The 23,781-nt window shown below is 67.4% G+C and carries 26 protein-coding genes; 8 read left to right on the top strand and 18 right to left on the bottom strand.

The window, feature by feature from the left end; all coding sequences use genetic code 11:
- Positions 1-367 precede the first annotated feature (367 nt).
- Positions 368-1,669: an RNA-binding domain-containing protein gene (locus tag ABZ783_RS33915; protein WP_357446050.1), complete on the top strand. Its 1,302-nt coding sequence runs from the start codon at positions 368-370 to the stop codon at positions 1,667-1,669.
- A gap of 354 nt (positions 1,670-2,023) precedes the next feature.
- On the opposite strand, the gene ABZ783_RS33910 is transcribed toward ABZ783_RS33915, so the two are convergent.
- The 9 genes from ABZ783_RS33910 to ABZ783_RS33870 all read right to left on the bottom strand — a co-directional run bounded on the left by ABZ783_RS33910 (position 2,024) and on the right by ABZ783_RS33870 (position 10,273).
- Positions 2,024-2,452 (bottom strand): hypothetical protein, encoded by a 429-nt coding sequence (locus ABZ783_RS33910; protein ID WP_357446047.1) that lies wholly within the window; start codon positions 2,450-2,452, stop codon positions 2,024-2,026.
- Positions 2,449-3,330: a hypothetical protein gene (locus ABZ783_RS33905; protein WP_357446044.1), complete on the bottom strand. Its 882-nt coding sequence runs from the start codon at positions 3,328-3,330 to the stop codon at positions 2,449-2,451. The genes ABZ783_RS33910 and ABZ783_RS33905 overlap by 4 nt, the downstream gene beginning before the upstream one ends.
- A 264-nt stretch (positions 3,331-3,594) precedes the next feature.
- The gene (locus ABZ783_RS33900) at positions 3,595-4,521 is read right to left on the bottom strand and encodes a TauD/TfdA family dioxygenase (RefSeq protein WP_357446041.1); all 927 of its coding nucleotides are present in this window, start codon (positions 4,519-4,521) and stop codon (positions 3,595-3,597) included.
- A gap of 382 nt (positions 4,522-4,903) precedes the next feature.
- Entirely contained in the window at positions 4,904-5,092 is a 189-nt protein-coding gene (locus tag ABZ783_RS33895) for a hypothetical protein (RefSeq protein WP_357446038.1), read from the bottom strand.
- Positions 5,093-5,294: 202 nt separating this feature from the next.
- Complete coding sequence (locus ABZ783_RS33890; RefSeq protein ID WP_357446035.1) at positions 5,295-6,362, bottom strand: hypothetical protein; 1,068 nt, start codon at positions 6,360-6,362, stop codon at positions 5,295-5,297.
- A gap of 130 nt (positions 6,363-6,492) precedes the next feature.
- Positions 6,493-7,146: an N-acetyltransferase gene (locus tag ABZ783_RS33885; RefSeq protein WP_357446032.1), complete on the bottom strand. Its 654-nt coding sequence runs from the start codon at positions 7,144-7,146 to the stop codon at positions 6,493-6,495.
- Between the two features lie 24 nt (positions 7,147-7,170).
- Positions 7,171-7,845, bottom strand: a complete 675-nt coding sequence (locus tag ABZ783_RS33880) for a GPP34 family phosphoprotein (protein WP_357446029.1) — start codon at positions 7,843-7,845, stop codon at positions 7,171-7,173.
- An 11-nt stretch (positions 7,846-7,856) separates the two neighbouring features.
- Positions 7,857-8,870 carry an acetamidase/formamidase family protein gene (locus ABZ783_RS33875; protein WP_357446026.1) on the bottom strand — a complete coding sequence of 338 codons (1,014 nt, stop codon included), beginning with the start codon at positions 8,868-8,870 and terminating at the stop codon, positions 7,857-7,859.
- Positions 8,867-10,273 (bottom strand): APC family permease, encoded by a 1,407-nt coding sequence (locus tag ABZ783_RS33870; protein ID WP_357446023.1) that lies wholly within the window; start codon positions 10,271-10,273, stop codon positions 8,867-8,869. The genes ABZ783_RS33875 and ABZ783_RS33870 overlap by 4 nt, the downstream gene beginning before the upstream one ends.
- 481 nt (positions 10,274-10,754) lie before the next feature.
- Here ABZ783_RS33870 and ABZ783_RS33865 point away from each other — a divergent pair, with 481 nt between their 5' ends.
- A complete protein-coding gene (locus ABZ783_RS33865; RefSeq protein WP_357446020.1) occupies positions 10,755-11,369 on the top strand; it encodes a hypothetical protein in 615 nt (204 codons plus the stop codon).
- Here ABZ783_RS33865 and ABZ783_RS33860 read toward each other — a convergent pair.
- Positions 11,359-11,805: a hypothetical protein gene (locus tag ABZ783_RS33860; protein ID WP_357446017.1), complete on the bottom strand. Its 447-nt coding sequence runs from the start codon at positions 11,803-11,805 to the stop codon at positions 11,359-11,361. The genes ABZ783_RS33865 and ABZ783_RS33860 overlap by 11 nt on opposite strands.
- Before the next feature lie 147 nt (positions 11,806-11,952).
- On the opposite strand from ABZ783_RS33860, the gene ABZ783_RS33855 reads away from it, so the two are divergent.
- The 4 genes from ABZ783_RS33855 to ABZ783_RS33840 all read left to right on the top strand — a co-directional run bounded on the left by ABZ783_RS33855 (position 11,953) and on the right by ABZ783_RS33840 (position 16,085).
- Entirely contained in the window at positions 11,953-12,429 is a 477-nt protein-coding gene (locus ABZ783_RS33855; RefSeq protein ID WP_357446015.1) for a metal-dependent phosphohydrolase, read from the top strand.
- A 47-nt stretch (positions 12,430-12,476) separates the two neighbouring features.
- Positions 12,477-13,424, top strand: a complete 948-nt coding sequence (locus ABZ783_RS33850; RefSeq protein ID WP_357446013.1) for an aminoglycoside phosphotransferase — start codon at positions 12,477-12,479, stop codon at positions 13,422-13,424.
- 232 nt (positions 13,425-13,656) lie between these two features.
- Positions 13,657-15,288: a helix-turn-helix transcriptional regulator gene (locus ABZ783_RS33845; protein WP_357446011.1), complete on the top strand. Its 1,632-nt coding sequence runs from the start codon at positions 13,657-13,659 to the stop codon at positions 15,286-15,288.
- The gene (locus ABZ783_RS33840; RefSeq protein WP_357446008.1) at positions 15,285-16,085 is read left to right on the top strand and encodes a methyltransferase domain-containing protein; all 801 of its coding nucleotides are present in this window, start codon (positions 15,285-15,287) and stop codon (positions 16,083-16,085) included. The genes ABZ783_RS33845 and ABZ783_RS33840 overlap by 4 nt, the downstream gene beginning before the upstream one ends.
- Positions 16,086-16,818: 733 nt before the next feature.
- Here ABZ783_RS33840 and ABZ783_RS33835 read toward each other — a convergent pair.
- From ABZ783_RS33835 to ABZ783_RS33800, 8 genes are all read right to left on the bottom strand, one after another.
- Positions 16,819-17,217, bottom strand: coding sequence for a RidA family protein (locus ABZ783_RS33835; protein WP_357446005.1), 399 nt, complete (start codon positions 17,215-17,217; stop codon positions 16,819-16,821).
- Positions 17,218-17,561: 344 nt separating this feature from the next.
- Complete coding sequence (locus ABZ783_RS33830; protein WP_357446002.1) at positions 17,562-17,843, bottom strand: Tn3 family transposase; 282 nt, start codon at positions 17,841-17,843, stop codon at positions 17,562-17,564.
- A gap of 22 nt (positions 17,844-17,865) precedes the next feature.
- On the bottom strand, positions 17,866-18,390 hold the full coding sequence (locus ABZ783_RS33825; RefSeq protein WP_357445999.1) for a hypothetical protein: 525 nt from the start codon (positions 18,388-18,390) through the stop codon (positions 17,866-17,868).
- 163 nt (positions 18,391-18,553) lie between these two features.
- Complete coding sequence (locus tag ABZ783_RS33820) at positions 18,554-19,222, bottom strand: 2'-5' RNA ligase family protein (RefSeq protein ID WP_357445996.1); 669 nt, start codon at positions 19,220-19,222, stop codon at positions 18,554-18,556.
- Positions 19,219-20,574: a helix-turn-helix transcriptional regulator gene (locus ABZ783_RS33815; RefSeq protein ID WP_357445993.1), complete on the bottom strand. Its 1,356-nt coding sequence runs from the start codon at positions 20,572-20,574 to the stop codon at positions 19,219-19,221. Before ABZ783_RS33815 ends, ABZ783_RS33820 begins: the two co-directional genes overlap by 4 nt.
- A gap of 653 nt (positions 20,575-21,227) precedes the next feature.
- Entirely contained in the window at positions 21,228-21,596 is a 369-nt protein-coding gene (locus tag ABZ783_RS33810; RefSeq protein ID WP_357445990.1) for a hypothetical protein, read from the bottom strand.
- Positions 21,597-21,666: 70 nt separating this feature from the next.
- Positions 21,667-21,894, bottom strand: a complete 228-nt coding sequence (locus ABZ783_RS33805) for a hypothetical protein (RefSeq protein WP_357445987.1) — start codon at positions 21,892-21,894, stop codon at positions 21,667-21,669.
- 162 nt (positions 21,895-22,056) lie between these two features.
- Positions 22,057-22,632 carry a dihydrofolate reductase family protein gene (locus ABZ783_RS33800; protein WP_357445984.1) on the bottom strand — a complete coding sequence of 192 codons (576 nt, stop codon included), beginning with the start codon at positions 22,630-22,632 and terminating at the stop codon, positions 22,057-22,059.
- A gap of 307 nt (positions 22,633-22,939) precedes the next feature.
- On the opposite strand from ABZ783_RS33800, the gene ABZ783_RS33795 reads away from it, so the two are divergent.
- Positions 22,940-23,197, top strand: a complete 258-nt coding sequence (locus ABZ783_RS33795) for a hypothetical protein (RefSeq protein ID WP_357445981.1) — start codon at positions 22,940-22,942, stop codon at positions 23,195-23,197.
- 164 nt (positions 23,198-23,361) lie between these two features.
- Positions 23,362-23,613, top strand: a complete 252-nt coding sequence (locus ABZ783_RS33790) for a hypothetical protein (RefSeq protein ID WP_357445978.1) — start codon at positions 23,362-23,364, stop codon at positions 23,611-23,613.
- The last annotated feature ends 168 nt before the right edge of the window (positions 23,614-23,781 follow it).

The following is a 23,781-nucleotide window of genomic DNA, read 5'->3' as shown; positions in this document are numbered from 1 at the left end:
CGTTACCCATGAACGTCCTCCTCCTGCGATGGGACACCAAGCCCGACAAGCGCATCAGGGGGACGTTCCTACGTCCTGCATCGACACGCAGAACGCCTTTCTATGCCGCACACAACGCTCGCCCGACCCTCTGCGGCGCGTCAAGATACTGTTGACCGCGTAATCGACCAGATCCTTCTGCACCCGCCGGCCGACTACGTCTGTCGGCCTGCTCGAGCTGCGGATCTTCGAAGCGTGCGGCGCTGACATCGCCGATCTTGGTGAGGAACACGGCTATCGCGTGCTGCGGTTCTGCGGCGAGGTCGTGCTCCTGCCGCTACCGCCCACGTGCCTCGGTGATCCGGTGGACCCGGAGTATTCTCACCTGGTGGTCACGCCCGATGACGTACAGCAGCTCCTGGCCCTTGGTCATGAAGTTCGTTCGTTTGAGGTCAAAGGCCCGGGTGACCTAGACGACAAGGCTTACTGCGCAAGAGTTGCCCGAGCAGCGATTGCACTCGGCAACCTCCGAGATGGAGGGTTGATCTGCGTCGGTATCGATGACACACGCATGGTCGATATGCTTCCCGGCCTGAGCGCCACGCAACTTAGCGGGTGGTCCGACTTCGATAACGTCAACGACGCGCTGGCTCGCTATGCCGACCCGCCAGTCGCGTTCCATCTCTATCCGATCCGACTTGTCAACGGGATCGATGTGGTGGCGATTGAAGTTGCGGAGTTCGAGGATATTCCTCACCTGTGCCGGCGAGACTACCCAGGCATCCTGCAGAAAGGCATGACGTACGTACGTCCACGCGGCAAGCCAGAGTCCGTCCCCGTTCCGTCCTCAACTGAAATGCGTGAAGTGCTCGACCTGGCAATCACCAAGGGCGTACGAGAGTTCGTCCGCAGAGCCGGCGTGGCTGGGGTCCACTTGACTGCTGGGACTGTTGAGGAAGCCGAACGGGAGCAGTTCCTAAAGGAAGCCGAGCTTGCTTGGGCCAATCCGACAACCGTGGCAGAACAAGTACTGCGCCTGGGCCATACGGACGTTGCCATCCAGCCTGGTCCTTACACGCGCGATCGCGTATCTCCGGCCAATCTTGAAGAATATGTGTTGCAGAACGTCGTCCGACTTCGTGGCTGGCCCGTTCCCTTCGTGGATAGCCGTACCCCGATCATGCGACACGGAGCATGGATCGGTCAAGATATAGGACCGGGGGGTGTCCCGCACCTCGAAGCGTGGCGTGCGTGCACGAGCGGCCAATTCCTACATCGGCGCGCACTGGCTACCGACCTTGAGGAAAGCCAATACCTCAAGCCGTATGTTCCAAACGCCTCTGGAGCTGTTGCCGTTTGGGACATTCTTCTCTATTCGGTTGAGGTGGCCGAATTTGCCGCCCGAATTGGAACTCGGCTGGAGTGCGAAACGGTCACCATCTCTGTCGCGTTGGCCCAAATCGGCGGTAGGCAGCTGATATCTGGCAGTCCTCACCGCGAACTGAACGCCAACTACGTCGTGAACGCTCGGACGCTGGAAGCGATCGAGACCCTTGAAACGGCCCGCCTAATCGAGGATCCCCGCCGAGTTGGCATGCAGATCACGCAACAACTGCTTCGCCAGTTCGGCGCGAACATTAGTGACCAAGTCCTGAGTGAATGGCAAGATCAAGTTTTCGGCGGCCGTTGACTCGCCTTGCCAGAAAGGACTCGCACGCCCACGCTATGCCGCCAACCGCGCGCATACGCGGGCGACCAACCCACCTTTGATCCGGTTCGCTCTCATGCCGCAGACAAGGCGCGTCGATGCTGGCAAGTCCGCCACTCCCGGTAGCCGTCACCGTGGCGCATCCTAGTGCGGAGAATTCCGGATTTGGCCGATGTGAGTGCATTTGTGTTCACAACGTGTACCTGTCGACATGAACAACTAGGGCCCCGGCGATTCTCCCGCCTAGCGCGCACCTGCGACGGGAGGGCGCAGCGTTCCATCTGGCGGGCTGACGCGGCTTAGGTTGAGGCGGTAGGAAGCGAATGTAGGGAGAGTCTATTGAATCGACTTCTCCAATGAAGATTCTTCCTGGGAAAAACTGCCTTGAAACGTCCTGCGCAAATGTGCGCTCACCCCCCACGACGCGGCAGTCACCCCACCGCCGGCGCCGAGCACCGATATGGCTGCAAGCACAGATTCATCGCCGACCCTAATGGCGACAACCACCAGTGTCATGAGGCAGATGAAATTAAGAGCAACTCCAGTCATCTGAGTCCACCAAAGGCGCCTGTCCATGAGTTCGCGGTGGGCGGCCTCCCTGCGGCGCAGGTCATCGTCCAAGAGGGCGCGCTGGCGTTCAATCTCCATTGCGTGATGCGCCTGATCTTTTGCCATTTCCACGATGTCCGCCGAGAGTTCGGGAGCGACCTTGAGCCATCGTGCCGCCTTATCCCAGGGGTCCAACGAGGTCCACTGGGCGGTCACCGCGCAACCACCGGAGAAAGAGGAACTGGCGACCGCCCATCCTGTTCGAAATCTGCCGGGTCGGGAGGTGGCCCGAGTGAATCGAGCACCTTATTAAAGAAAGCAGTTACGCTGTCGATGTGTCTACCGTCGACAGCTGGGGGCAACTCATCGCCGATATCCGAGTGGATCGCATTGTCATGGGTGGCGGGCTGCTGCAGAGAAAAGAGTAGATCAATGATGCGTCGCGCGTCATCGATGTCATCCACGATCTTCATGCGGGATCGACGGGAAATTTCAGGCAAGTTACTGGGATCGACATCCGTTAGAAGTCTGTCGGCCAGCTCGGCAAATATTTCGTCGGCAGACATTCCCGTAGCAAGGCCGAGTAAGATATCAAACTGCATATCTGGCAGTACGTCCGCTAGCCCCTCTAGCTGTCGCTCCGTGGTAATTGCCCGCACAGTTGGGAGTAGGTCTGGTTCGACGCCCAGGCGCAATAGGTCGCTGTCTGACACCTCCGCAAACAGGCCTCTTTCGGTTGATGGCTCCTTGCTCTGAAGCGCAGCTAAACGTTCGTCGTCACGCACTTCGAATACACCGAGCCCTTGATTCACGGTAAGCAAGAGGCTGTTGGCATAGCTGATGGCTTCGTCGTGGGGCTTGACCGTCAGGAGAATATTGATGTCCTTGCCGAGCGCGAGCACAACCCCCCGATAGTACTGGTCTACTCGGAATGTGCGGACGCGAGAGTCGCGGGCGAGCGGGTAGGTCTCAAGATGGATGGCATCCCGCGATGAGTCTAGCCTCCCTAAGGCTGAATCTACCCTGCGTTGGTCCGCTCTGGGCAATTCGGCATAGGCGGCGAGAAAGGTTCGCGAGATCGCTAGCTCGGCCACGCTCGATATGCTATCGCAAGCCGCACCACCATGGACGAGGCCGTTTAGCGCCCGAAGACGCAGATCGCGCTCCTCGCTGGACGATGGCGGTGGCGAGATGGTAAAGGACACGTCCGCTTCTGCCGCTGACCGAGCGCTACCCGCTTGGCGGAGGTTGCTCTTGGCGAGTCACCTGTCGGGTCGACGGTCACCAGACCTGTGGCAAATCGCGGACGATCAGTGACGCGCGGGAGGGGGAGCCGTTGTGGCTCGTTGCTTGCGCCGTCACATGTCGAGCCACAGTCGGAGGAGGTGCCGACGGCGCTCCGGCTCCGGGTGGTCCTCGTATGCGGTACGGCTGTGCAGGATGACACGGTTGTTGAGCAACTGCAGGTCACCCGGACGCAGCTCCATGGTGAGCAGGAAGTCGGGAGCGTGGTTGAGTCGGTCGAGAGCCTCCATGGCCTCCACCCGATCGGCGTCGAGTGCCGGTACGTGGGCTCCCCGCTGGGCGCTGCGAATGTAGTCCGGGCCGTAGCGAGTGCTGAGGCGGCCGTCGGTCCCGATGGCGTAGACCGGCTGCTGGTAGAAGCTGTCCGGACCGTCACCGGTGCGTCGGTCGAACCACCACGGCTCGTAGAGCAGCCGCGCCAGGTCGGGACGTGCCGCCACGAGCGCATTGTGCACCGCGACCGAGCTGACGATCGCGCTGAGCCCGCCGGAACGAGCCGGCCGCAGACACAGCAGCGCGACGACATCGGTCGGGTCGGCGTGGAAGCCGAGCCTGCCGCTGTGCTGGTAACTGCGCGTAATCGAGGACGCCGCGTCGGCGCCTCCGTCACGTACGTGCACGACCGGTGCCCGCTGCGGCCCCTGCGGCACGAGGTCGCCGATGTAGGCGGAGATCCCCACCGCGACGAGCACACATTGCTCTTCGGTGAGCGCGTCCACCGGCACGCCCTGCACCAGTGCGAACCCCCGGCCGTGCACCACATCATCCGCGAGTCGCCGCAACTCGACACCCAGTGTCGGCAGCGGGAACACCTCACGCGAAACGCTGTCAAGCGGGACATCAGCGCCCTGAGCCACCGCCAGCGCGACCAGCACCTCATCCTGTTGGGCACTGCTCAGCGGCAACCGCCAACCCGGATCGTCGGCGACCTGGCTGCCACGCCAGTCCGCCGCACTCCACACCTGCGCGATTTCCGCCACGCCAGCACCTCCCGATCACCGACCGCGAACGCCACTGAGCACCGACGTTTCAAACCTGCCGCTATTGTGTGTGCCGCTCCGACGCTGGCGTGAGCCCGTTCGCTGTCGGCAGACGCAATCGACTGACCATCGAGATCAATTCACTCTCATGCCGCCGACCGCGCGGTCCGGTAGCCAGGCGTCATGAGCAGCCGCCGGCTTCAGGAGAGCATGCCAGAGCCCCTCATGTTGGGCGAGTTGCTCGACGCGGATGTGAACGGCGTGAACGAGTTGGAGTCGATCGCCGGTGGCGGCTCGCCGTGGGTGTAGGTCTGGGCCAGCGCCCTGCCGGATCAGTAGTCAGCCGATCAGGGGCGACAGCGGCAGATTCCGTGGAGTGCCGCTACCCGGGAATGACCTCGTGGCGGTACGCCCGCACGCATGTCCCGTCACTCAGAACGACTTCAACCTGGCCGCTCTCGTCGAGCGCCGTGCCCACGAAGCGAACCTGCTTGCCGGCGTGCTCCTTAGCGTTGTCGGCACGCTCTGGACGGAAGATCCACCCCAGGCTCACAGGCTCAACGGACCGCACGGCACTCTCCCGACTAGTACAAACGTACGATCGCCAAGCTTAGTCATCCGGTAGCAGTCGCACCACGCGACACGTCGACCCAAAAGCGATGGACGGGCCGGGCTCACAGAGGCCGTACGCCGGACCTTGGCTGCTGATCCAGGTGCCGAGTGGGGGACCGGCCCCAGCGCCGACGTCCAAGGCCCGTTGGCGGTCCGGGTGGTCAGGTGTCGTCGTGGTGGTGGCCTTTGGTGGCACAGTCGTTCCAGATGCGGGTCAAGTGTTGGGTCATACGGCCGGTTGCCGGGTGATCGGGATGTTCGCGTCGATGAGTGGTGATGGTGTCGGCGAGGAGGGTGCGGGCGGCTTGGCAGTGGCCGAGGTCGTGAAGGATGAGGGCGGTGGTGGCGTGGATGGCAAGGGTCTGGTGGGTGTGCGGGCCGTCGGTCGTGGCGAGGTGTTCGGCGAGTTGGCGGTAGAGGTGGTAGGCACGCTGGTGGTGTCCAGCCTGCCGATGGACGGCGGCGTGGAGATGGAGGGCGTGCAGGCTCCGTGGGTGGGTGGGCCCGTGGAGGCGGACGGTGCTGTCGTGGGCGTAGGTGGTCCAAGCAATGGCGTCGGACGGGTGACCGAGCCGGGATAGCAGGTCCGCCAACAGCGCGGCGGCTTCGGCGTGCAGCGGGTGGGCGGGCGCGGTGGCGGGGTCGACGCCAGCGAGGCTGTCGTGCAGGAGCTGCCGGGCGCGCAGTGGGTCGCTGAGGGCGAGGTTGCGGGCGGTGGCGACACGCTGCGCGCGTTCGGCCTCGAGCCGGTCGGCCACGGGCCTGGGAGTGGAACGCCAGGTGAGGGTGATGTCGGTGAACGTCGCGCCGATGGTGATGCGGGCGAAGACGCGGTGGGCGTGGATCGCGGCGAGGTGTGGGGGTGTCGGCGTGCTGCCGGCGGGGATGATCCGCGGCGTGTGCCGCAGGATCGCCCGGCCGACCGTGTCGGCGATGTGCGCGGCGTCGAGGGGTCGGGGCCGGCAGCCCGCCTGGCACTGGTAGCCCCGCATGGAATCGTGCAGCTCGGCCTGTTCCATGGGTTGGTGGCAGAACGTGCAGTGCAGCAGCCCTGTCGGTAGGTACGCCTCCCACGAGTCGGCGGCCGGCCTGCCCGGCTGGGGTGCGGGTGGGGCGGTGGCTTTGGTGACCCATTTCTGCACGAGGCGCGGGTCGAGGTTGAGCTGGCGGGCGACGGTGGTGACCGCGCCGTATGCCTTGATGGTGCGGGCATCTGCGACGCGCTGCACTACAGCGTCGATCAGGTCTGGAGGGTGTCTGCGAGGAAAGGCCATTGGGGTGCGGGGTCCGTTGGGAAGGTCGTGGCTCAGTTGGCGGTAGACGGAACTGGTCGACTTGCCGGTGGCGACGGCTGTGCGGCTACGTGTGCAGGTCCTGCCAGCGGTTGTCGACCGGGCGGGCCGGGTTGATCGGCATGGCGCCGCTGCCGCGGCGGGAGTTGCGGCGCATCGGGAGCAGGGTCGGCCCGTCGGGCAGGGTGATCGCCGGCCGGGGTGTGTAGCCGTAGCGGGCGAGCAGGTGTTCCCCGCCCAGGGGGATGGTGGTCCAGGCGGGTAGGTCGATGCGGTTGAGGCGGCTGCGGTGATGGGCCAGCAGCGCGGCGCCACGGCCGGCTCGCTGATGGGTGGGGGAGACGGCGAGGAACGCGAGGTGGTGGTGCGGTTCGGTGGGCTGTTTCACCGATAGCAGGCTGTCCAGCAGGTCGAACCGGTCGGCGTGGCCTCCGGCGGCGTCGGTGAGACGGATGCGGTAGTTGGCCGGTGGTGGGATGGGCCGGTAGCGATGGAAGCCGACGGTGGCGGCGGTGAGGTCGTCGGTGAGGTGGATGTCGCCGAAGAACATCGCGTGTTCCACCCAGATCCCGACCACATCGGTCAGCACTTGGCGCCGCTGATCTGGGTCGGGCACCAGCCACATGGCGAGCGGACTGGAGTGCAGGGCGTCTGCGATCAGCGCGGCGACCAGGTCCTTGTCCGTCCAGCGGGCGGCGCGGATACGCAACGGAGCGTCCATCGGATTGATACCCCTCTGGATTCGCTAGCGGTAGGTGGCGGTGGCGAGGTCACCGACCGCGGCGTCGACGACGGCGGTGATGTCCCGCACCGTCCGGTGGTGCTGGCCGGCGATCGTCTTCAGCCGCGCAGTGAGGGTGGTGGTGTCGTCGTCGAGGTAGAGGTGCTCGGTGAGGCCGAGAGTGGCGACCAGGCCGGCCAGGGCGGCAGTGTGGTTGTCGGGCTGGTCGCGGCCGGTGGCGAGGTACCGCAGCCGGGCTCGGGCGACGACCGCCCATTTGGTGTCGGTGGCGAGGTAGGTGTCGGTGCGGGCGAGGCCACCAAGGCGGCGGCGTGTGCTGTGGCGGAGGACGCCGGCGGCGACGAGTCCGGCGCGGGTGCGTTCGTACAGGTCGGGGGAGAAGCCGCGCAGGAACCCCTTCACCGATGGGGCGGTACGCCCGTAGCGGATGGCGGCGAGGGCGGTGTCGGCGATCAAGTCCCCGACTGGCTGATCGGTGTGCAGGCGCAGCCACCGTTCGCCGGCCGGACGGTCGTCGTGGGGATCGAGGACGATCCGATCGGCCAGGAACAGGTCGACCAGAACCGCGCCGGCCAGCCCGAGTGCCAAAGCCTGGCGGTGAATGTGTGGCTGGCCGGTGTCGTCGTTGTGGCCGAGCAGGAACAGCTCGTCCCGCAGTGGCAGTCGAGGAAGACTCATCCCCGTCGCCCCTACCGCATCCCGGCCGCGGACTGCCGCAGCCGGCCGTGCACCCCGCCATAGCGGGTGGCAGGCGCGGGCAGTAGCGCCTTGTCGACCGCGGCGAGGACCGTGTAGTTCGGGTCGCACACGTTGCCGATCGGCGCCCGCCCGGCCTGAGAGATGAGCTGGTATGCGTCGAGCGTCTCCAGGCCGGTCAGGGACTCCACCCAGCTGACGAGGTCGTGCTGCGCGATGCGGTAGGCGTCCTCGAGTGGGCGGGCGCAGCCGATCGACATGATCGCCGTGTCGGTTTCCAGGCGCGGCCACACCGTCGCAACGCCCTTGATCACTTCGATGGCGAGGGTTGTGGTGGTGGCGATCTCGACACCGACGCCGCAGGCTTCGCCCTCGCCCTGGCGGGCGTGGCCGTCGCCGAGGGCGAGCATCGCCCCGTGCACCCTGACGCCGAGGTAGAGGGTGGTGCCGGCGTGCAGTTGCGGGGTGTCGAGGTTCCCGCCGTGGGTGTCCGGGACGATGGTGGAGCGGGCTTCGAACCCGCCGGGGGCAACACCCATCGTGCCGATCATCGGCTCCAGGGGCATGTCGATGGCGTGGTCGGTTTCGGTGGCCTGGAAGCGCACGGTCCCGGCCTGCCGGTCGATGCCGTACACCCACACCCGCTCCTCCAGTGGCGGCTGCAGGGTCGCGGTGTGCGAGGTCGACGTGAGCGCGCCGAAGTGCGGGAACGTTGAGGACACACCCCAGTCCCGCGCCGGGGTGATCGAGATGAGGTGGATGGCGAGGGTGTCGCCGGGCTCCGCGTCCTCAACGAAGAACGGCCCCGACACAGGGTTGAGGTAGGGCATGCGGCACACCTGCGACGGCAGATCCCCCGGCCCCCGTACGAGCCCGCCGAAACAGTCCTCGGTGAACACCTCAAGCACATCCCCGGAGCGCAGGTGCGCGACCTGCATCCGCCCGCCAAAGGTGTAGGCCAGCTCGTCCCGCGCGGGACGGTAGGTGATCTTCTCCATGGCGGTCACACCCGCTCCACGTCGCGCTGCTGCGGCTGGGCGGGTGCCAGCCCGGAGAGCACCGGCCGGCGGCCCGACAGGTAGAGGCCGGCGAGGACGAGGACGCCGAGGGCGAGCCAGGCCAGGCCGAGGCGCTGGGCGGCGATGTTCGCGTTCACCACCACGTAGGCGAGGATCACGAACCCGACCACGGGCATCACCAGATGCGCCCACCAGTTCCCGCTACGCCTGCGGATGAGGTGATGTACGACCACGGAGACGTGCAGGACCAGGAAGGCGACCATCGCCCCGAAGTTGATCAACGACGACAACAGCGTGATTCCGTCAGAGCGGGTGGCCATGTACAGGCCGAGGGCGAGGGACACGGCGCCGGTGAGCAGGGTGGCGTTGATCGGCACGCTCCGGCGGATCGACACCCTTGCCAAGAAGGCGGGTAGCTGCCGGTCGCGGGCCATCGCATACAGCAGCCGAGTGGTGGCGACCTGGGCGACCATCGAGTTCGGCAGCCCCCACGCCACCGCCGTGGCCACCGCACATAGCGTCGCCAGCCAACCTCCGCCGGCGGCTTGGGCGGCGTCGTAGAAAGCGGTGCCGTTCGGATCCCCGTTCGTCAGCAGCCCGGACGGGTTGGGGACGAGCATCGCCGCGAGCCACGTCTGCGCGATGAACAAAACCCCCGCCAGGAACAGGACGGCGGCCATGGCGCGGCCGATCTGCCGTGAACCACCCTTGGTTTCCTCGGCGAGCATCGAGATGCCGTCGAACCCGAGGAAGGACAGCACCGCGATCGACACAGCGCCCGCGACGAGGGACCACGTGAAGGTGTCTGCGTCGTAGAAAGCCTCCCAGCTGAACCGGCCCTTCCCGGAGGCGAGGGCCCAGCCGGCGACGGCGATGAAGACGACCAGGACGACCAGCTCGCCGACCAGCATGATTCGGGTGACCACCGCGGTCATGCGGATCCCGACCGAGTTGACGACCGTGTTGACCGCGACGAAGCCCAACAGCCACGCCCACACCGGCACCACCGGCACGGTGGCGTGCATGGCCACCGACGCCACCAAATACAGCAACCCGGGTACGAGGACGTAGTCGAGGAGGATCACCCAGCCGGCCAGGAAGCCGACGGGTGGGCTGATACCTCGGCCGGAGTAGTTGTAGACGCTGCCGGACATCGGGAACGCCTTCACCATCTGCGCGTAGGAGAACGCGGTGAACACCAGCGCCACGACGCCGATCGCATAGGCGAGGGCGACCATCCCGCCGGAGCCGGCGTAGACGCTGCCGAAGATCGCCATCGGTGCGATCGGCACCATGTAGACGAGGCCATAGGCCAACAGGTCCCGAAAACGCAACTGCCGGCTGAGCTCCTGCCGGTAGCCGTAGCGGGTCAGCTCATCCTGATCAAACATCCCGTGAGCCCTTCAAGTTCGCGTCCAGGGGTTGCCTTCTCTTGCTTTTCGAAGGCCATATGGGGCCGCTGATTTCTGCTTCTGCCACCTAAGGCGAGGGCGACCGATGTCGGCTAGGTCGGTCATCTGGTCCGACAATCCGTTGACATGCCCTGCGGCTGGTGATGAGTCCCGCCGCCAGGCAGCGGGGAAGGTGGCCGGAGGCAGACGCCAGCACGGATCGTGTTCGGCGGGCCAGCGCGACGTCGGCCGCAGGCCCATGAGATCCGACCTGCACGACGATCCGCCGACGGCGCCGATTGGGCAGCAGGAGCTGTCGGCGAATTGTCGGAGGCCGTGAACAAGCCTTATCGACAAGTCAGATCGATGACTGTGATGAGGGTGTCATCGTTCGTTCCGGATTTGGAGCGGCGGTGAGGGGAGCGCGAGTTCCCGCTCGCGATGCCTCGAGGTGTCCGTTGTCCCGTGGAAGGGAAGTGCCATGGCCAACTCATCCATGCCCGAGGCCGCAGCCGTCGGCCGTCGGGCCGCCGAGATTCTCGACGGTATGCGGCGGCATCCGGCCTTCGACCGGTTGCACAGCTCGTCGATGAAGTACTCGAGCTGCTGGGCGACGTTCACCGGGTATCCGGCGATCAGTCGGTGGTCTCTGGAGCGGGACGCGGGGCCGCTGCTGGTGGAGGCGTTGCGGGTGTTGGCGTTGAAGGCGGCGGTGTTCGAGCTGTCCGGTGGCGACGAGGAGGCTGCGGAGCTGCTGGTGCCGGCGCCGGTGGACGAGATGGTCCACGCGGTGCTGGCCCAGTTCACTCTGATGTCCGGGATGCAGGCCGACTTGGGGGTGGTGTTCCCGCACGCGACGGAGTTGGAGGAGTTCACTTACACCCGCGGGTGCGTCACCGACGCCTACTACGCCGCGGCCGGCTGGGGTGAGCAGCCGCTGCGGTACTGGCTGGATTCCGCTGAGGTGGCACGGCGGCTGGACCAGCTCAACGCCCACTACCGGGCGGCGGGTCTCGGGCGCGATGGCCGCAGCCACGACTTCGACTTCGACCAGCCAGGCCCGACGCCCGCCGTGCCGGTTGGGGTCAGCGGTTAGCCAGTTCCACCGACAGCACCCGCCGCATGGCCGCCACCACCTGCTTCGGGTCGAAGCGTTCACCGGCGAGCCGTTCGGCGCGGGCGACGGCGGCGAAGATCCCTTCCGGCGGTGTGTCCCGGAGAACGGCGACGAGCCAGCCTTCCAGGTCCACCAGGTCGGCAGGAAGTTGAAGGGCTGCCGGAGTCGGTGCCGGTCGCGGCGCCTCGGCGGGGACGGGTTCACCCTGTGAGGCGTACCGGCCGGGTGGAAGCCCGACCCGGTAGGGGTGGACGCAGACGGCGACGCCGTCTGCGGTGACCCGCCAACCGATATCCGGGTGGTAGGCGAACTCGGGTCCGGGCCGGTCGACCACGTCGAACTGGCCCGGCCCGAGCTGCTGGGCAGGACACACGACGCACGTCTGCTCACACCACTGTGGTAGCGGCCCAGGCATGGCGCCGATGCTACGGCAATTAGGAGGTATCAGGGTATGACGGTCTTATCTCCTCCCCGGCCCGTCATCATCGACCATGCGCTGCGGGACGCGAGACGGTGGTGCGCGGGGCACATCATCGACGACCGCCCTGCCCTGGCGCACGCGGTGAAGGTCGCGGTGACGGTCGGCGAGCATCTCCCCGACACGCCGCCCACCCTGGTCGCGGCGGCGTTGCTGCACGACGTCCCGGACTTCGCCCCGGCGACCCCGGACATCTACGAGGTGCTCGCCGTCGGTTACGGGTCGGAGGTGCCGCGGATCATCGCCGCCCTGCAGGCCGAGCATCACGCGCTCGACGAGCCGGACCCGCCCGTGCGGGTTGACGACCTGCCGGTGTTGCTCGTGTCCACCGCGGACAAGATCGTCGCACTGGGGTCGTTGTTACGTCGCGCCCGCAGCAGCGGCAATGTGTCCGACTTCTTTGCCCGACGGCTGGCGTTGCGCGCGTTGCTGCCGCACTTCCGGGCATTCCAGCAGGCCGCGCGCTCTCGGGTGCCGGCCAGCATGTCGGCGCGCCTCGACGTCACGCTGACCCTGCTCGAACGGATTGACACCAGCATTCGAACCGGGAGCACGCGGTGAGCACACTCGGACTCGACCAGTGCACCGTTGACCAGCTGCGGCGGGACTTGCTCGCCGGCGCCGGGCACGTCCAGACCGGGCGGCAGGTCATCCAGGCGTGGGAGCTGTCCGCTGTCGAGCGGCTGTTCCTCGCAGACGGCAGCAGCATCGTGTACAAGGCCGCCGCGGCACCCTTCGCCGGTGAAGCCGCCGTGCTGCGAGCACTCGGCGAGCAAGACGCGGACGTACCGGTGCTGCACGGCTATGCGATACGCCGTGGGACGCTGGGCATGTTGATGGACGACCTCGGTGAACCGCTGCGGCCCCCGACAGCGGCCGAGGCCGCAGCCGCCGCGGCCCAGGTCCACGCCCTCCCGCCCCTGAGCATGCTGCCGGCGTTCGACCAGGCGGCGCTGGCGTGCCTGCCAGAGCAGGCACTCGACGCGCTCGCCGCTCTTCGACAGCAGGCACGCTTCCTCAACACCGACCTCGTCGAGGAACTGCTGGAGAAGCTGGCCAAGGTCGCCCGAAGGAGAGCGGACGGTGCAGAACGGCCGCCCTTCGGGCTGTGCCACGGCGAGGTCCACCCCACCTCACTGCACGTCAGCCGAACCGGATGCCACCTCGTCGACTGGGCAAAAGCCTTCACCGGCCCAGGACTCCTCGACCTGGCCACCTGGTTCGGCACCCGCACCCCTGCCAAACCCGCCAGGCTCGCCCGGCTCATCCACAACTACATCAGCGCCGGCGGCCACCCCGCCGCGGCAACCGACCGAGGCGGCCTCCCCGCAGCACAGTGGGCGCTCGGCTGGCACCGGGTATGGGCCGCCTGGTGGTTCCTGACCACCGGCGCAGCCGGCCACCACCGGCCCGACACCGACCAACGCCACCACCAGATCGTGCAGCGCCAACTGTTGGGAGCCACGCAGCTGTTCGAAGTTGCCATACCGGCCACCACCAGCCGTGGATCACTGGAAGCGGGAAGGCCCCCACGCAGTGCCGGCAGCTTGCCGTAGAAGTCCGACAAAACTCCGACATCGCTTCCGGCTGGCCCACCACAGGAGCCCACTCGCCCACCCGCCCCGCTTTGACCTGCGTGTTCACTGCAGCAGCACGCTCCCGGAGAGGTCAGCTGGTGCGGGCCTCAGGAGGTCGCGCGTACCTGCGCGGCCGTGTCAGGGTTCACGCAAGACCTCCAGCAGCAACACAATCAGGGGCCGGCGGGCTGCGTGATTAGGGAGGCAGGAAGTGGTCGACACGGTAGGCCCTCACGACATCCGTGAAGCGCGGCGCAGACTCGGCCAACAACTCGCCGCGCTGCGAAAGGCCGCCGGCCACACCCAGCACACACTGGCACCCCTCACCCTGTACGGGCGCAGCACGATCGCGAACGCCGAAACAGGCCACCAGCGACCGGACCGAACCTTCTGGCAACGCTGCGACGAGATCCTGCACACCGACGGGATCCTCACTGCCGGCTACGACCGCATCGTGGCCCTAGAACGCGAGTACCAGCGGGCGAGAGGCACCACGCTCATGGCATTTCCGCCGCAGCCAGCAGCGGATCACACACCAGTGCCGGCTGTCTCCTGCGCGTTGGCGCAGACGACCGAATCGCCCATGCAGTGGCGTCACGCGCCATTGAAGACCACCTCCGGGGAAACCGCTGAGACAGACGGCCGCAGCCAAGGCGTGGAGCCGCGCGAACAGGCGACGCTTTCGGCTGCCGCCGAACCGCACCCGCCGCAGGTGAATTCCCTTGTCGCATTCGAGCCACACGACCACGATGACCTGGAACTCGCTGAACCCACCCCGGCGAGATCCATCGTCATCTGGCATAAACCTCCGGCCCCCGCCGCGCTGGAGGACGCGGTTGCGCGGGACGCCCAATCCGCAGCCCGGTTCACCTGGCTCGTCTCCGCCTCAGCTGTCGAGCCCATCGCCATCGACCAGATCTCGGCGGACATCCGTCGCCTCGTCCGTTCCTTCATATCGAGGCCCCTCGCGGAACTGTTCGACGAAATACGAGACCTGCGCCGCAGCGTGGCCGACGTCATCCTGCGAAACAAGTACCCACACCAGCTGAGGGACCTGCACCTGGCCGGTAGCCAACTATCCGGGCTGTCCGCCCACCTCTGTCTCGACCTCGGCGACTACACCTCTGCCGACACCCACGCCCGAGCCGCCTGGCTCTGCGCCGAACTCGCGGGACACCCGGGCATGCAGGCGTGGGTACGGGCGCTGCAGAGCCTCATCGCCTACTGGGACGGACGCATTGACGAGGCCGTCGCCGCCGCCGAGGACGGCACACGATACACCCGCGAGGGAACCATCATGGTCAGGCTGTTCAGCCTGGTTGCCCGCGCCGAGGCCCGCCGACACCGTCTTTCGAGCGCCTTGGCCGCGCTCGACGCCGCCAACAACGCCCGGACCACCCTCGCCCACGAAGATCACCTCGGCGGACTGTTCACCTTCCCCGAAGCCAAGCAGGCGGCTTACGCAGGCACGACACTGCTCAGCCTGAACCAACCCACTCTGCTCCAGCGTGCAACCGAGGAGTCCCGACGCGCGCTGGCCCTCTACCATGCAAGCGCACCAGCGGACCGCTCCGTGGGAGACGTCCTCGCCGCACGACTCGACCTGACGACTGCCCACATCGCCGCCAACGACCTCGACGGCGCCGAGTCGGAACTGGCACCCGTCCTCGCCACCCCGCCGAGCCAACGCACGGCCAGCCTCGTCCGACGCGGCCACGCCGTCGCCACCGGGTTGGCCCACCCCCGGTTCGCCGGTTCGCCGCAGGCCATCCGGGTGCGGGAGAGCCTGACGGCCTTCACCGCCGCGCAGGCTAGAGCCGCAAGATATGGGGCGGCCGTATGAGTAGCGAACCGACGACCGACCGCATCGTACTCACCACCGCCGCCTACGCCTGCGGGCAGCACCTGTCCGCCCGACAGGCGCTCTACCGCTACCAGACACCGGCGTACGACCTGCCCGCAATCGTCATCGAGAACCTGGCCACCGTAACCGGTACCGTCGCCGACATCGGCTGCGGCAATGGCCACTACCTACGACGCCTACGAACCAGACGCCCGGATCTCACCACCATCGGGATCGACATAGCCGTCGGCATCCTCCGACAGACACCCCCACCCGTAGCGGTCGCCGACGCCGCCGCCCTACCACTGCAGAACGAATCAGTCGACGCCGTGCTCGCAATGCACATGCTCTACCACATCACCGACACCGAAGCCGGCCTGGCCGAACTCACCCGCATCCTGCGACCACGCGGCATCCTCGTCGTCTCCACCAACGCCAACAACGACAAACACGAACTCGACGACCTTTGGGCCGCCGCCGCAGCGGACGTCCTCGGCACCCCCAACGGTCCACGACGCATCTCACTAAGCAGCCGATTCCCCCTCGACGACGCCCAAGACCGCCTACGGCCCCACGTCAGCGACATCCACCTCATCGACCTACGCGGCACCATCACCGTCACCGAACCCCAACCAGTCCTCGACCACCTTGCCTCATACCGAGCATGGGCCCACCAAACCGGCGTGCCCTTCGAAGCAACCCTCCACCGCGTACGCGAACGCCTCACCGAAGCGATCGACCGAGACGGCACCTTCCTCATCTCCGGACACGGAGGCATCCTTGTCTGCCGCCGATGAGGCGCAGGAAACAACCTGACGACGCCGGACAGCGTGAACCTCCGCGTTGTCGTCCTCACCGCTGGCAGGCACGGCGCAATTCGCCAACTCCCACGGCTGCGGCCGAATACGGGAGCCGCTGCCGCGCTTGGGCTACGACTGGGTGACGTCGAGGCAGGCCTGCACGTTGCGCATCTTCCTCCCGAGGTTGACCAGGCTGCGGGCGGCGGCCTTGAGATCCTTGGAGGCGGCGCGCATCGCGGCCAGGTTCGCGGCGTCGGTGCCCGCGTTGCAGGCCGCATAGCCACCGCTGTCGGCCTCTCACTCGGCATGAAGACCCTCACCGTCGCAGACGAGGATATCGCGGCCGCCCGCGCACTCCTCTGGCAGCGGCTACGCATCGTGGCCGAACCCGGCGGAGCCACCGCCCTCGCGGCGCTGCTCGCCCACCCAGAACCCTTCCCAGATGGGGCCACCGTCGTCGTCTCAGGAGCCAACACAGCACCCCGGTCAAGTATTGGCAGCTGAGGAGCCGATGCCGCACCGAGAGACCGGCTTGACCTGGGGTCTTGCCGGCATTGCTGCTGGCGGTAAGGGTGTGTTAGCCCCCAAAGACGTGCCAGCTGACGATCGAGCATCACTGGCCATGGACGATCCCTCCCGACACCGTCGCCGATCTCGTGCATGCCGCAGCTACGCCGAGCTGATCTGGGAACGCCCTGAAGTGTCACGTCGCCCGGGTCAATGGACCAGTTCAGTCTGGCTCGACCGCGTAGACCTCGATTTCGACCTTCATCCGCGGGTCAAGCAGTCGCGACACTTCCACGAGAGTGGCTGCCGGGCGTACCTGAGCAAACGCCTCATTATGAGCTTTGGCCACCAGTTCCGCGTCCGTCATGTCGGTGACGTAGGTGACCGTGCGGACCACCGCCTTCATACTCGAACCAGCCTCGCGCAGCGCGGTCTCGATGATCGCGAGCGCGGCCCTTGCCTGCTCATAGGCGTCCACCCCATCCAGGTGCGGCGGCTGGGCGGTGGTGCCGGAGACATGCACCTGCCCGGCGACTCTCACCGCGCGGCTATAACCGTAGACGCCCTCAAACGGACCACCGGAGGACACGATCTGCCTTATCCGATCGTCGTTCTGCCCCATCGTCGTGACCCTTCGTCGACCAACTTGATCAGTACTGGAAACACAAGTGCCGGCACCCTGTCAGGCTGCTGCCGTTACCCCGATCTCGACAAGCCACTCGTCGTCCAGCATGGTAGCGACGATCGCCGCCGTCGGAACCCTACGCCCGACGAGCGCCGTCACGCGGGCAGCGGCGTTCGCCTCGGTGTGGGAGGGGCCCGCAGGTAGCTCGTGAGTCTGACGATGTTGTCCACGGTCATGGCGGCCGATGCCAGCACGGCTCTGATGGATTGCCGAGGGGAGTGTGCCGTTCACCGGGGGCGCAAGTCATTTGGGCAGAGCCGCCCCGGTGGGGCCGGTCGTCGCTACAGCCCGGCTGCGGGGTCGTCGGTGGCCGAGGTCCGCAGCGGCCGGTGTCCCCGCTCGTCGAGCTGGGCGAGTTCGCGTTCGTAGTCGACGGTGATGGAGCCGTAGTAGTTCACGGCCGAGCTGCGGGCCGGGGAGATGTGCGCCAGGACTTCGGCGTCCACTGCGCGGCCGGCTTCGCGCAGCTGGTCGACGGCCAGGCCCATGTACTCGGTGTGCCAGCAAATGACTGCGTTGGTCGCGACGTGTCGACCTGTGCCGGGAGCACGACAAGTGGGCACTGCGGCTGACCGGCGCCGAGGACTACGTCGACGCCTGATCGGTAGTCGGCAGCTGCAGCCGGAAGCGGGCGTGTTCGGCCAGGGCGGCGACGTCGTCGACGGGCTGACCGTGCCGGTGCAGCACCGCGAGGTGGTGGCTAGCGAGGTGTGCCAAGGCGTCGCGGATCGCGGGCGCGGGGTGGCCGGTGCGTGCGGCCAGCCGGGTGAGGGTGGTGTCGGTTTCGTCGCCGCCGATGGTGACGATCAGGGCCGCCACGGCGGCCGCGGCGGCGTCGTCGAGCGCGCCCAGCTCCGGATCGCCGTGCGCCAGCGGTGACGGATCCGCGTGCGCCGGTGGCGGCGGGCTGATGGGCCAGGGGACGGGCAGCGGGTCCTCGCCGAGGGCGCGCAGCACCCCGTTGAGGGCGTCGCGGATCCGGTGGCGGTCCCACGCGTGGCGGCCGGCGCGGAGCTGGCCGGCGAGCGCGTCCAGGGTGGTCTCCCACTGGGAGACGGTAGTGGGCACGCGGGGCTGGGTGACCCGCTCGACGACCCGTGGGGCGGGCACGGTGAAGCGCGTTTATTGCCCCAGAGTGGTTCTCCGCACTGTGCTGAGGATCGGGAGTATCGCGTCGCTGCGTGCTACCCACCGGCATGTTGCTGCTTAAACAAGTGGTGGGCCTGCGACTTCCGCTGGGTCGCTGCTGTTCGCTTCTACATCCCGGCCGGGATCAAGGTCCCGTCAGCGGCACCGTCGCCACCGTTGTCCAACGGTAGGTGCGGCCGTCGCGTCGTAGCGCGATCAGCGGGACTTTGTTGATCCTTGCGCGGGCGGGGGGCTGGTGGCGCAGTTCGGCGAGCCGGTCCCGGATCTGGCCGGTCGGTGCCGCTGATCCGCTGTAGGCGATGGTGACGTGCGGCCGGAATCCCTGCGCGGCTTCCGGCACGGTCTTCCACACGGCGCCGATGGCTTCTCTGATGCTCGCGCGGAGTCGTTCGACTTGGTCCCAAGGTTGGATCAGGAGGCCGATTCCTTCGGCGTCGGGATCGACAGGACCAAGGGAAAATTCCAGGGGTGGCAGGCTGGCGCAGCGTTCACGGGCCTCGCCGACGATGGCGTCGAGGTTTTTGTCGCTGACCTCATCGGTGAACCCGAGGCCCTGCATGGTGAGGTGCAGGCCATCGAGTGGCACCAGGTCGAGCCCGGGCAGCGCCAACTGGCTCTGCAGATAGGTGACGAGCTGCTGGAGCTCAGGTTGATCTTCAAAGGTGAGGTGCCAGGTGTAGAACTGGCGGTCGGCTCGCCAGCCCGGGCGCCAGTACCAGTGTTCGGTGAGTTCAGGCAGCTCCTGGTAGGCGGTCCAGCGCTGATGAAGGCTTGCCAGTTCCCGGCTACTCATGACGGAGATGGTAGGGCCGGCGGCGTCCGGACGCCGATCCGAATGCGGTCGCAGAGTAGTTCCGCGACTTGCCGCAGTTGCGGCTGCTGGGCGAACGGCCGCGCGGTGGCGAGGAACTGACGCGCCCGCTGGTTGACCGATTCGTAGCGCTGGTCTGCGGTGAGGGTGAGGGCTTCCAGCGCCAGCGCGCTGGCCTGCTCGGGTTCGGGGTTGTCGGCGCGTAGATAGGCGGTGGCCAGGTCGAGGCGACTGAGGGCTTGCGGGCCGCGGAGGGCTGCCGCGTCGAATGCGTCGATGGCCGTGACCAGGTGGGTGGTGACGTCCGTCCCGCAGCCGAGGGCCAGGTAGGCGGTTGCTGCGTTCGCTGCTGTCCTCGCTTGGCAGTACGCGCCGAGGGCGAGGCTCGCGCTGACCTGGGAGCTGGACGGACACTCGGACAGTGAGTTGAAGGCATAGTCGACGGCCTTGTCCACGCCGTACCGGTCGCCGAGACGCGCGAGGGCGCGCGCCTTGCCGTTGATCGTGAGGCGGATGCTGTGCGGGCCAGTGCCGGCGCGGCGCAGGCCGTCTTGCGCGTAGGCCAGCGCATCGTGATAGTCGCCGGTGTAGTAGGCGATCAGGCTTTGCGTGGCGCGGGCCCATGCCTGCAAATCAGGCTGGTGCGCAGCGTCTGCGAGGTCGAACGCTTCCGCGGCGTAGGCGTGCGCGACGCGGAACGCGCCGAGATCCAGAGCAAGGGCACCGAGGAGCCCGGACATGTAAGCCGCGACGCTGTAGAGCCGGACACGCTGCGGCGGGTGCTGACGGCCTCCCATGAGCTGGTCGACGTAGATGCGCAGCGGTCGCATGCGCGCTACAAGAACGGCCGGGGTGAATCGTTCGTTGTCGGCGATCGCCCGACCCACCTCATCTTCGAGGTACGTCAGCCGGGCGTCATTATCGTTGCAGGACTTCAGCGTCAGCCGGCGGGCGTCGATGCTGCCCTCGTGTTCCCAGAGGACCGATCCGTCGTCGTCGCTGCCGACGTCGGGGCGCGTGTGAATGACGGCGACTGGCCAGGGACCGGTCCCAATCGACTGGACCGCCGATCGGCGGCGTTGCTGCCGGGCACGCTCGGCGATGCGGTCGTACTCCTCGGCGAGAACGCCCCCGGTCTGAAGAATGGCGTCGCACCGCGCCCAGAACGCACGGTCGGGGTACTGGTGGCCGGTCTCGGTGTTCGCCACGGAGCTGCGGGCGTACTGCACGAGACGGGCGAAGCTGTGCTGAGTGTGATCGGCGGCCTTGCGCAACTGCGCGAGCCGACGGCCGAGGTCACGCCGGGCGGCCTTGATCTCGTCGCTGTCGCCCATCGCTCCTACCCCTCATCGTCTGCGGACGCTGCGGTCACGATGCGCCTAGACAATAGCTGCCGCCTGTGACCGTCCCGGACCGTCCGAGGCCCCTTCTAATCGGGTGCGTATCGGGGCGCGGCTGGCGGTGGCGGCGGCAGATCCGCAGGCCACCGGCGTTGTTGCCGAGGGCGCGCTGCAGAGACCAGGGGCGGCCGCAGGTCGGACCGTGACGGTGTCGAAGTTTTGTCGGAGTTGGTGCGGCGTCTGCCGACAATGTCGGCCCGCGCTGTCGCGAGCGCGTCAGGCTCGGGCCGCCTAAAGCGGCGGCGGTCGCGACGACCAAGCCCCCAACGACGTGCGCGCGTCGGCGCGGTGGAACCGGATCGGCGGGTCTCCCCGGCAAGTACCGTGTGTGTGATCTGCAAGGGGTGCCACATCCACCCCTGGCGCAGCCAGCGCAGCTATCGCTAGCCCGGGCCGCGTCGTTGGAGTTGGCGCAGCCGAGTTGGTCGGCCGGGCGAGCGCGGTCACCTCGCCGACCAACTCGATCCCCGGGCCGTGCCCGGGATACCGCGGCCCGGAACGATCGGCTGGTCGTCCATCGCGGGAAGCGGGCTTGGCGGTCCCACGCGTGCCGGTTGATCGCCCTGAAGATGCGGGTGTGCATGGGACTACGACTGGGTGGCGTCGAGGCGGGCCTGCGCGTTGCGCATCTTCTTTCCGAGGTTGACAAGGGTTCGGGCGGCGGCCTTGAGGTCCTTGGAGGCGGTGTGCATCGTGGCCAGGTTCGCGGGGTGGGTGTCCGCGTTCGCTTTGGCCCAGCGGTCGATGGTGCGGGCGATGTGTTCGGCGAGTTCGGCTTCTTTGGTGACGACGCTGCGGAAGTGGCCGGCGGACTCGGTCCAGTTCCATGGGTGGGGTTCGTGACCGATCCCGGCGGTGTCGAGCTGGTAGTTGGTGTACTTCAGCGAGGTGCTGATGCCGTCGAGCATGTCCCGGACCGTCACGACCCGGCCGCTGGTGTCCCTGGCTATCGCCATCGCCACTCCTCGGTTGTTCCCCGGGGTGGCCGCGCGGCGCGGGGGAGGCTGCGCGCGGCCACCGGTTCTGTCAGGTCAGCGGGGCCAGGGTCCGCTCGATCCAGGGCGTGCGCATGCCGGCCAGCTCGCGGCGCATCGTTTCTACCTCGGTGCCGAAGGACACGGCGCAGCTGCCAGACATGTTGGGAGCGCCCTGGTAGGCGTGGACCAGCCTGCCGCCGAGAGCCGCGTGCGCGAGGATGCTCTCGCGCCGACGCGACTCGTTGAACCAGGTGCCGTGATACAGCTCGTCGAGCACTTCAGCGGTCGCCTTGTCCAGATCATAGACCCCGCCGGTCTCTGAGAAAGCCGCGCAATTGGAAGTGGACCAGCCTGCATCCTCACCGTCTCCGGCGGTGCCCGCCGCGCGGGTGGCGAGGAGTGCGAGGGGCTGTGCCGGGGGATCGCCGGATCGGCGGGGTCAGCCAGCCTTGCGTACGCGGTAGGCGAGGTGGGTGACGCCGTTGCCTTCGATGACACTCGTGGGCCCGTCCAGTTGGACGGGGGTGATCTTCAGGCCGGTGAAGAAGGGGATGCCGTCGCCGAGCAGGACCGGGACGAGGTCGACGTGGACCTCGTCGAGTAGGCCGGCCTCGAGGACCTGCGCGGCGATGGTGCCGCCGTTGACGCCGACCTGCTTGTCGCCGGCGATGGCCTTGGCGGTGTCGATCGCGTGCTCGATGCCGTCGGTGACGAACACGAACGAGTCGTTCTCGCGCTCCCAGCCGTCGGGGACGGTGTGGGTGACGACGACCACGGGTACGTCCATGGGGTGCCGGCCGTCCCAGCCGTGGGTCATGTCGAACAGCCGTCGGCCGACCACCAGCGCTCCGGTCCGTTCGGTCAGGTCGCGCAGGTGCTTGGCGCTCGCCGCGGAGGTGCGCATCGTCATGCCGGGTGTGGCCGTCGGCGTCTCGACGTCGCCGTTGTTGTACCACTGGAAGAGGTACTCGAACCCGCCGTGCGACGCGTCGGCGATGTAGCCGTCCAACGACATGGTCGCCCCCGGTCGTAACCTTCGTCATCGATCCACTCCCTGATCTCCGTCGGCCCGCCGATGACCCGGCCGGCCCGTCTCTGCCCAGGGGTCGAACCTGGCGGCGCCCCGTTCGACATCGGGCCGCAGGATTTTTTCGGCAGACCTTCTCCAGCGGCACGGCCCCCGGGGATGGGGGAAGTGTCACGCGGGTCGGTGTGGCGACACGGGCGTTCTCGTGCGCGATGACGGCCGGCGATGGGCATGGGTACGGGCCCAATCTGCGGAACACGCCCGGTGCCGCCAGGTCTCGGCCGATGATCAAAACATGTGGGCGAAGGTCGACGTACCGTGCGTTGGCGGGCCGGTGGACGGCCGCTGCGTCCTGGTGCCGGTCGACGAGGAGGGCTTGCCCCCTGCGCAACTCGATCAGACCTGGTTGTGGATCGAGTACGGCGGCGAGTTGCTCGACGCGGACATCAACGGCGTGTACGCGCTGGAGTCGATCGCCGGCGGCGGCCCGCCGTGGGTATACGTCTGGCACAGCGCCCTGCCGAATCGGCAGTCAACCGATCAGCGGCGATAGCGACTACTTCCTTGGAACGCCGCTACCCCGGAACGACTTCGTGGCGACCTCGGAGCCTGTGATCCGGCGGCGCCCCGGCCCTGCCCATGCACCCAGGCCGCTCCACGGCTTCCATCTTCCTCACATACACCACCACCACTTCCGAACACTTGTACGATAACCGGGTGGGGAAAGAGCTGGTGACGCGCTGGTGGAACGGCAGCTGGGGCCGGCTGACCCGGCGCGACGTGTGGCTCGCCCGCGAGGTCCGGTGGCACATCATCGCCAGGGCAGGCGACTCGGAGACAGGCAAGGTGCTGCGGTGGGAGTTCGACACCGAGGACGAGGCCCGGCAGATGGTGCGGCGCCTCGTGCACGCCGACGGCGGCCAGTGGCGGGAGATGAACGGTGACGCGGCCACACAGCCGCCCAGGTGAGGGACGGCTCCCGAGGGCGACTACCAGCATCCGGTGCTCGGCTTTGATGTCGAAGCCGACCGTGTCGTGCTGCTGGCAGACCCACGTTTGCCCGGCAAGGCACAATGCCGCCCGTTGCCGGGTGACTGACTGGTGACGATCGCCGCGGACAAGCGAGGACGCCTAGGG

Source organism: Micromonospora sp. NPDC047738 (genome assembly GCF_040642675.1).
GTDB lineage: Bacteria > Actinomycetota > Actinomycetes > Mycobacteriales > Micromonosporaceae > Micromonospora.
Note: the sequence above shows the minus strand (reverse complement) of the source record. Positions and strands in the feature narration are given on the sequence as shown.

What these genes read in the sequence shown, in the direction of transcription:
- ABZ783_RS33820 (WP_357445996.1), bottom strand. Translation starts at nt 19,222, where the DNA reads ATGAGTAGCCGGGAACTGGCAAGCCTTCATCAGCGCTGGACCGCCTAC.
- ABZ783_RS33860 (WP_357446017.1), bottom strand. Translation starts at nt 11,805, where the DNA reads ATGCCTGGGCCGCTACCACAGTGGTGTGAGCAGACGTGCGTCGTGTGT.
- ABZ783_RS33815 (WP_357445993.1), bottom strand. Translation starts at nt 20,574, where the DNA reads ATGGGCGACAGCGACGAGATCAAGGCCGCCCGGCGTGACCTCGGCCGT.
- ABZ783_RS33885 (WP_357446032.1), bottom strand. Translation starts at nt 7,146, where the DNA reads ATGGACGCTCCGTTGCGTATCCGCGCCGCCCGCTGGACGGACAAGGAC.
- ABZ783_RS33880 (WP_357446029.1), bottom strand. Translation starts at nt 7,845, where the DNA reads ATGAGTCTTCCTCGACTGCCACTGCGGGACGAGCTGTTCCTGCTCGGC.
- ABZ783_RS33870 (WP_357446023.1), bottom strand. Translation starts at nt 10,273, where the DNA reads ATGTTTGATCAGGATGAGCTGACCCGCTACGGCTACCGGCAGGAGCTC.
- ABZ783_RS33865 (WP_357446020.1), top strand. Translation starts at nt 10,755, where the DNA reads ATGGCCAACTCATCCATGCCCGAGGCCGCAGCCGTCGGCCGTCGGGCC.
- ABZ783_RS33840 (WP_357446008.1), top strand. Translation starts at nt 15,285, where the DNA reads ATGAGTAGCGAACCGACGACCGACCGCATCGTACTCACCACCGCCGCC.
- ABZ783_RS33795 (WP_357445981.1), top strand. Translation starts at nt 22,940, where the DNA reads ATGTGGGCGAAGGTCGACGTACCGTGCGTTGGCGGGCCGGTGGACGGC.
- ABZ783_RS33810 (WP_357445990.1), bottom strand. Translation starts at nt 21,596, where the DNA reads ATGGCGATAGCCAGGGACACCAGCGGCCGGGTCGTGACGGTCCGGGAC.
- ABZ783_RS33835 (WP_357446005.1), bottom strand. Translation starts at nt 17,217, where the DNA reads ATGGGGCAGAACGACGATCGGATAAGGCAGATCGTGTCCTCCGGTGGT.
- ABZ783_RS33800 (WP_357445984.1), bottom strand. Translation starts at nt 22,632, where the DNA reads ATGTCGTTGGACGGCTACATCGCCGACGCGTCGCACGGCGGGTTCGAG.